Raw genomic sequence first — 6,969 nt, 5'->3', positions numbered from 1 at the left:
CACATCGCCATCACCGCCCCCCGCCCCCTTCAGGGAGAGCTCCGCCGCCGCGACCAGCAACGGGGCGATGCGTCCCCCGCGACGGCGGAGCTCTCCCTGAAGGGGGCGGGGGGCGGTGATGGCGATGTGTGCGGACACCCGGGCGGCCTCTTGCCGATGGGTTACGGTGGATGAACCCGGCGGCTGGGCGGGAGCGACCGGCTGTCGAAACGACAATCGCCATGCCGGGCGATTGTGGAACTGACAACGGCGGACCCCGCGGCGGCGGGCGGAACGGCGTCGGCGTCATGCGTTCGCGGTTCAAATCACCACCAAGCGAACGGCGTGCCGTTCCGGGGGCGAGAGCCGAAAAATCGGGATCCATCCAAGAATGCCGGCCAATGTGCCGCGGCGGCGGTCCGGCCGGGCGCCCCTCGGTGCCGGCGATGGATACAATCCCCCGTCGAATACGATTGCTGCCCGCCTCCGCCCTCGCCCCGCCCGCGGAGCGCGAGGTTCCCGCCCCAATTCGCTCACCCGCTCCCGCCGTGCCGTCGCGGTTCGTCCCCCCGCTGTCCCTCGTCGCCTTCCTCGGAACCGTGCTGACGGCGACGCTGTCGGCCGGCTGCGGCGGAGATGACGACCCGATCGCGGTCTACACCGTGCCGACGGTCGAACCCGGTTCGCCCGCCGCGGCGCCCGTCACGCCGCCCTTCGCGGGGGGCGCCCCGCCCTTCGCCGGCGGGATGACCGGCGTGCAAACCCCGGACGAACCGCAGCGGTTGCTCGGGGCGATTTATGCGGGGCAGGTGAAGGACGGCGCTCTCTGGTACTTCAAACTCAGCGGGCCCGTCGCCGACGTCGCGGCGGCGGAAGAGGGCTTCCGGGCTTGGCTCACTTCGGCGTCGTTTGACGGGGCCGAACCGACATGGACTGTCCCCGACGGTTGGACCGAGCGCCCCGGCAGCGGCATGCGGACGGCGACGCTGATTGCCCCGGGCGGCGCCGAAGCGACGCTGATTCAACTGGGCGTCAGCGGCGATTTGGAGGAGCGGATCGACGCCGACCTCGAGCGCTGGCGCGGCCAGGTCGGCGCGACCGGCGAAGCGGGCGACGTCGAGGAGGTGCCTCTCTCCGGGGACGGAACGGCTCTGCTGCTGGATGTTTCCACGCCGCCGCAGTCTGCACAGGCCGGGGCCAACACCGGGGCCGGGATGGGCGGGGGCGAGGCGCCGGCCGGTCCGGTCGCGAGTGCGGTGCCCTTCGAGTACGACCTGCCGGAGGGCTGGCTCGTGGCGCCCACGCCGGCGATGTCGCGGATGGCGATCGCGACCGGCACGGAGGATGACGCCGCCCTGGTGACGATCACGCGGTTCCCCGCGGGGGCGATGACGATCGAGCAGGTCGCCGGTATCTGGCGGGGACAGGCGAAGACCGCCGCCTGGGAGCCGGCCGACGATGCGGCGCCGATCGACGTCGGCGGGGCGGACGCGGTTCGCGTCGAACTGCCCCCCGAAGAGGCCGGCGGGCCGACGGTGCTGGGGGCGGCGCTGACCCGCGGCGAGGCGTTGTGGCTGTTCAAACTGACCGGCGACGAACCCGCCGTCGCCGCCGAGACGCCGGCTTTCGAGACGTTCCTTGCCGGCCTCCGCTTCCCCGAAGCGACCGCCGATTCTTCCGCTGAAACTTCCCCGGACTCCTCCCCCAAGGCGAACGACGATGAGTGACGGTTCCCCCGCCGCCGATCCGTTCGCCGACGAGGCCGTCCCGGCGCGCAGCGAATCCGCCGCCCAGCCTCGGACGAACGAGTCCCGCACGAACGAGTCCGGGTCGGTCGTGACCGACGTCTTGAACGTGCTGGCCTCGCTGAAGATCACCGTCACGCTGCTGGCGCTGAGCCTGTTCCTCGTGCTGGCGGGGACGCTGGCGCAGGTCAATCACGACATTTGGGAGGTGGTGCACAACTACTTCCGCTGCTGGGTCGCCTATATCCCGCTGGCGGATCTCGTGCCGACCTCCTGGTTCCCGCCGGGAACTCGATTCGGCAATCTGGCGAACCTGCCGGGCGGCTTCATCTTCCCCGGCGGTTGGACGCTGGGGCTGGCGCTGGGGATCAATCAGCTCGCCTCGATGCTGACCAAGTTCAAGGTGAAGGCCCGGGGCACGCGGTTGTGGATCGGGTTGGCGGTCACCGCGATGGGCGTGGCGGTCACCTGGGCCGTGGTGCTGTCCGGCATGGGCGGCGAAACCGGCCAGGGCGAGCCGGCCGTAAGCTACGAGACGCTGTGGCGGATTTTGCAGGCGTGCGTCGCCGTGGTCAGCATCGGCCTGAGCGTCTGGACGCTGCGTGTGCTGACCGACCCGGTGAAACGCAAACAGCCGGCGACCGTACTGATCGCCGGCGGCGCCGCGATCGGGCTGGGGCTGGCGGTCTGGTCGCTGTTCGTGGGGACGGTCTCGGACAGCAGCGGACGCATCCTGTGGCAACTCATCAAGGCGTCGTTCGCCGCGGCGGTGCTGCTGGGCGGGCTGCTGCCGATCTTCGGTCGGCAGGGCGGCACGTTCCTGCTGCACTGCGGCTTGTTATTGCTGCTGGCCAGCGAGTTCCACACCGGCACCTTCGCGCGGGAGGGCGTCATCTCCCTGCCGGAGGGCGAAGCGAAGAACTACGTCAGCGACACCCGCAGCTTCGAATTCGCCCTGATGGTCGAAGGAGAAGACGGCGTCGCGACGCATCACGTCATCGACGGCGAGGCGCTGGCCGCCGCTGCGGAGAACGAATCGGTCATCGACGACCCCCGCCTGCCGGTGATCGTGGAGCCGCTCAAAGTCTATCGGAACAGCGATCTCCGCACCGCGGGCGGCGAGGGAACCGAACCCAACCCGGACGACGTCCTGCCGACCGGCGGACGCTTCGGCATCATCCCCATGGACACCGGCACCGGCGTGGAAGCCGGCGCCGCGGACTTTCCCGCGGGTCTGTTCCGGCTGCGGGAGCGGGGTAAGGGCGGCAAGGCGCTCGGGACCGTGCTCGGCTCGGCGCTGCTGACGGACGATCGGGCGGAAGAGGTCGACTTCGACGGCGGGACGCTGACCGCACAGTTGCGGTTCACGCGGGAATACCTGCCGTTCAGCGTGCGGCTGAAGGACGTGCGGGCGGAGTTCTATCCCGGCACGACGCTGCCGAGCCATTACAGCAGCGATCTGCGGTTCGAACCGATGGCGACCCCCGTCGCCGGCGAGGGCGATCTGGCGCCGCCGTCCGGGGACGAACAGGGGTTCAACGCCTTTATCTGGATGAACAACCCGCTGCGGTACGCGGGCCGGACGTTCTATCAGCAGGGATATGACTCGGGTCTCGACGCGAAGACCGGCCGACAGGTGCGGCCGGAGAACAGCGTCGTGCAGGTCGTCAGCAACACCGGTTGGATGGTGCCGTACGTCGCCTGCATGATTCTGGCGTTCGGAATGCTGGCCCAATTCGGCATGAGCCTCGTGCGGTTCCTCGCCCGCCGCGGCCCGGTCTCCGTTCCCAGTTCGGACGCCCCCGGTTCGCCGTCGCCGCTAGGCGGCGCGCGTCGGGAGCGGGGTGCGCCGCCTAGCGGCGACGGCGCAGCGCCGGACCCGGACGACGAGCCGCCGCTGTCCCGATTCGCCTGGCTGGCGCCGGTCGCGGTGGTGCTGGTTTTCGGCGGGTATGTGGCGTCCAAGTGGCGGAGTCCCGAGCCGTATCGCGTCGCCGGGATGACGGAAGGCTTCGACCTCGCCGCGTTTGAGAAGATCCCCGTTTTGCAGGGCGGTCGCTACAAGCCGCTCGGCACGGTGGCCCGCAACGCCGCCAAGGCGATGAACGGCAACCGGCAGGAGTTCCTCGACGCCAAGGGAAACCGCGTTCCCGCCTCCCTCTGGCTGCTGGACACGATGGCGGATTCGGAAGCGGCCGACGCTCACCGCATCTTCCGCATCACGAACCCGCAGGTGCTCGAAACGCTGGGTCTGAAGCCCCGCAAAGGCCTGACCTATGCCCGCGGCGAGTTCGCCGGAGAATTGGGCAGCGACGACCCGGAGGACGTGGCGAAGAACGAACGGCTCGCCGAGGCCCGCAAACGGGCGAAGGAAGCGTCCGACAAACGCGGCAAAAAACTGCCGATTGACGCGGCTGAGCGTGCCTTCCTCGACTTCACCGGCCAACTGAGCGTTCGCGACACGCTGCTGGCGTCGCTCAACCCGGAGGAGTTCGCCCCGGAGATCGCCGGCGGTCTGTTTCCCCTGCCCGCCTACGAGCGTGTCTATCAGCTCATGCTTGAGGACGGCAAGGCCCCGCTGGGAGTGCCCCGCGGCGACCGTTGGGAGACCCCCGCGCATGCCGACATGCAGGAGGTCGTCGAGGAATTGGTCTACGACCGGCTCGGCGAGATCGGACAGACGCCGGAGTCGTTCCTCCGGGCGTTGAACGAACGCTCCGGCGGCACGCCGTTGTTCTCCGCGGCGGAGTTCGACGGCGAGCCGGACGAAGTCGTGGAGCAGTGGGCCGCCCTGCGAACCGCGTGGAAGGAGAAACAGCCGGGCATGTTCAACCTCGCCGTCAAACGGCTGACGGAGCGGCTCTACGAAGCCGAGGAGGAACGCCAGCTTGCGGCCGAGGCGGCCGATGAAGAAGACGCCGCCGAGGCGCTGCCCGGTCCCGGTCCGCGGGAGATCGAAACGCTGTCGCGAACCCGGGTGAACCTTGAAAGCTGGTTCAATCAGGCGGCCCCGTTGTACTCCTGCTATCTGCTGTACATCGCGGCGACGTTGCTGACGCTGGTCGGCTGGATGCTGGTGCCGCTGGGGTGGGGAGCGCTGCCGCGGTCGGCGGCGTTCTGGCTGCTGATGTTCACCTTCGCCATTCACACGGTCGCGTTGGGGATGCGGATCTGGATCTCCGGCCGACCGCCGGTGACGAACCTGTATTCTTCCGCGATCTTCATCGGCTGGGCGGCGGTGGGGCTGGGGCTGCTCGCGGAGCGGCTGTACGGCTGGGGCGTCGGCAACGGCCTCGCCTGCGTCGCGGGCGTCGGGACGCTGCTGATCGCTCACAGCGAACCGCTTTCCGGTCAGGACACCTTCGAGGTGCTGCGGGCCGTGCTCGACACGCAGTTTTGGCTCGCCACCCACGTCGTGACGATCACGCTGGGCTACGCCGCGGTCGGGGCGGCGGGGCTGCTGGGGTGGTTCTACATCCTTGGCGGGCTGCTGACCCCGGCGCTGGCGACGGTCGTCGGCCGACCCGGCTCGCGGTCGGCCGGGCAGGATCTGGGACAGGCGCTCTCCAAGATGATCTACGGCATCACCTGCTTTGCGGCCCTGCTGAGCCTGGTCGGTACGATCCTCGGCGGCCTGTGGGCCGACGACAGCTGGGGCCGCTTCTGGGGCTGGGACCCGAAGGAGAACGGCGCGATGCTGATCGTGATTTGGACCGCGTTGGTGCTGCACGCCCGCTGGGGCAAGCTGGTCGGTGAACGCGGTCTCGCCGTGCTGGCCGTCGCCGGCAACATCGCCGTCGCCTGGAGCTGGTTCGGCACGAACGAACTGGGCGTCGGCCTGCACAGCTACGGCTTCACGGAGGGCGTGCTGTTCACCCTCGCCGTGGTCGCCGCGATGCACCTCGTGGTGATCGCCGCCGGTTCGCTGATCCCCCGGTCCGCCTGGTGGAGCAATCGCGCCCGCGCCGATCGGGCGGCGCGGATCGCCTGAGCGCAAGCGTCACGCCGAGGCTCCGCGGAGCCTCGGCGTGACGGGATGTCTGCGATGATCAAACGACCTACGTCTTGATCGCGCGCCGCTTGTTCTTGCGAGCTTTGCTGCTCGCAGGGCGGGCGCCGTGGTGGGCTTTCTTAAGCTTACGCTGGGTTTTGGCCATGACGTGACGATCGAATGCGGGGTGGCGGAGGGATAGTCTACGTCCCATCGGCCGTTTCGTCACCTGCAAGCCGCCTCACTCGCAGTTCAGCGCGGATTCGAAGGCGTCGCGAACGGTTTCCGCGGCGTTCTCCAGCGGACCGTCGATCATCGCGCCGGAGGCCTGTCGATGCCCGCCGCCGCCGAACTGGGCGGCCAAGGCACTGACGTCGCAGCCGCCGCGACTGCGGAAGGAGAGCTTCACTTTGCCGTTCGGCTGTTCGACCGCCACGAACGCCGCTTCGGTTCCGCCGACGCGCAAACAGTCGTTCGCCAAGCCTTCCGAGTCCGGCGGGCGCCCGCCGGTGGAGGCGAACTCCGCGGCGCCGACGGTTGTGAACGCCAGTTTCCCCTCGCAGGCGATCTGCATCCGCCGCCGTCCTTCCCCGCTGAGACGCAGCCGTTCGATCGACTGTTCCTCGTAGAGCTTGCGGTAGAGCTCCGTCGGGTCGGCGCCGAGTTCCATCAACCGGGCCGCCAGCCGCAGGGTCGAGGGGCGGGTGTTGCTATGACGGAACCAGCCGGTGTCCGTCGCGATCGCGGCGAACAGCGGGGTGATCGCCGCTTTGGGGAGCGGCAGGTCGAGGGCTTCCGCCATCTCCGCGACCATCGCCCCGGCGGCCTCGGAGCCGGTGTCGCGGAACACGTGGGCGCCGATCGCTTCAAGATCGTCGCTGGCTTGATGGTGATCGATGACGACCCGCGTGGCCCCGGTCCGCTGGAAGACCTTCGCCACCTCGCCCAACTGCGGGTAAGAAGAGGTGTCGACGATGAGGTGCAAATCGTGGTTCTCCACGAAGTCTTCGCCGGTCGCCCCGCCCTGTCCGCGGCCAAAGACGGCAATACGGCCGTGCGGATCGAGGAAGGCCAGATTGTCCGGGGCGGCGGAGGGGTTCACGATCGAGACCGTCTTCCCCATCTCCTCCAGGATCGCGGCGAGGGCCAGTTCGCTGCCCAGCGCATCGGCGTCCGGCCGCGCGTGGCTGGTCAGGACGACGCGGTCCGCTGCGTCGAGGAGCGGGCGCAGCGGGAGCCAATCAACAGTCATGG

The 6,969-nt window shown here is 69.3% G+C and carries 4 protein-coding genes; 2 read left to right on the top strand and 2 right to left on the bottom strand.

Features of this window, described 5'->3' with window-relative positions; genetic code table 11:
* Positions 1-452 precede the first annotated feature (452 nt).
* Together LzC2_RS01305 and LzC2_RS01300 are read left to right on the top strand one after the other, a co-directional pair.
* Positions 453-1,706, top strand: a complete 1,254-nt coding sequence (locus LzC2_RS01305) for a hypothetical protein (protein ID WP_171182901.1) — start codon at positions 453-455, stop codon at positions 1,704-1,706.
* Complete coding sequence (locus tag LzC2_RS01300) at positions 1,699-5,715, top strand: cytochrome c biogenesis protein (RefSeq protein ID WP_171182899.1); 4,017 nt, start codon at positions 1,699-1,701, stop codon at positions 5,713-5,715. The genes LzC2_RS01305 and LzC2_RS01300 overlap by 8 nt, the downstream gene beginning before the upstream one ends.
* A gap of 67 nt (positions 5,716-5,782) precedes the next feature.
* Here the strand turns inward: LzC2_RS01300 and LzC2_RS23000 are convergent, their stop codons facing one another.
* On the bottom strand, positions 5,783-5,881 hold the full coding sequence (locus LzC2_RS23000; protein ID WP_369299127.1) for a 50S ribosomal protein bL37: 99 nt from the start codon (positions 5,879-5,881) through the stop codon (positions 5,783-5,785).
* 75 nt (positions 5,882-5,956) lie between these two features.
* Complete coding sequence (locus LzC2_RS01295; protein ID WP_171182897.1) at positions 5,957-6,967, bottom strand: DHH family phosphoesterase; 1,011 nt, start codon at positions 6,965-6,967, stop codon at positions 5,957-5,959.
* Positions 6,968-6,969: the final 2 nt, after the last annotated feature.

Source organism: Alienimonas chondri (assembly GCF_013036045.1).
Classification (GTDB): Bacteria; Planctomycetota; Planctomycetia; order Planctomycetales; family Planctomycetaceae; genus Alienimonas; species Alienimonas chondri.
The sequence above is the reverse complement of the archived record's forward strand: the minus strand, read 5'-3'. Positions and strand labels throughout refer to the sequence as shown.

Coding starts and splice junctions, on each gene's coding strand:
- LzC2_RS23000 (WP_369299127.1), bottom strand. CDS start 5,881: ATGGCCAAAACCCAGCGTAAGCTTAAGAAAGCCCACCACGGCGCCCGC.
- LzC2_RS01300 (WP_171182899.1), top strand. CDS start 1,699: ATGAGTGACGGTTCCCCCGCCGCCGATCCGTTCGCCGACGAGGCCGTC.
- LzC2_RS01295 (WP_171182897.1), bottom strand. CDS start 6,967: ATGACTGTTGATTGGCTCCCGCTGCGCCCGCTCCTCGACGCAGCGGAC.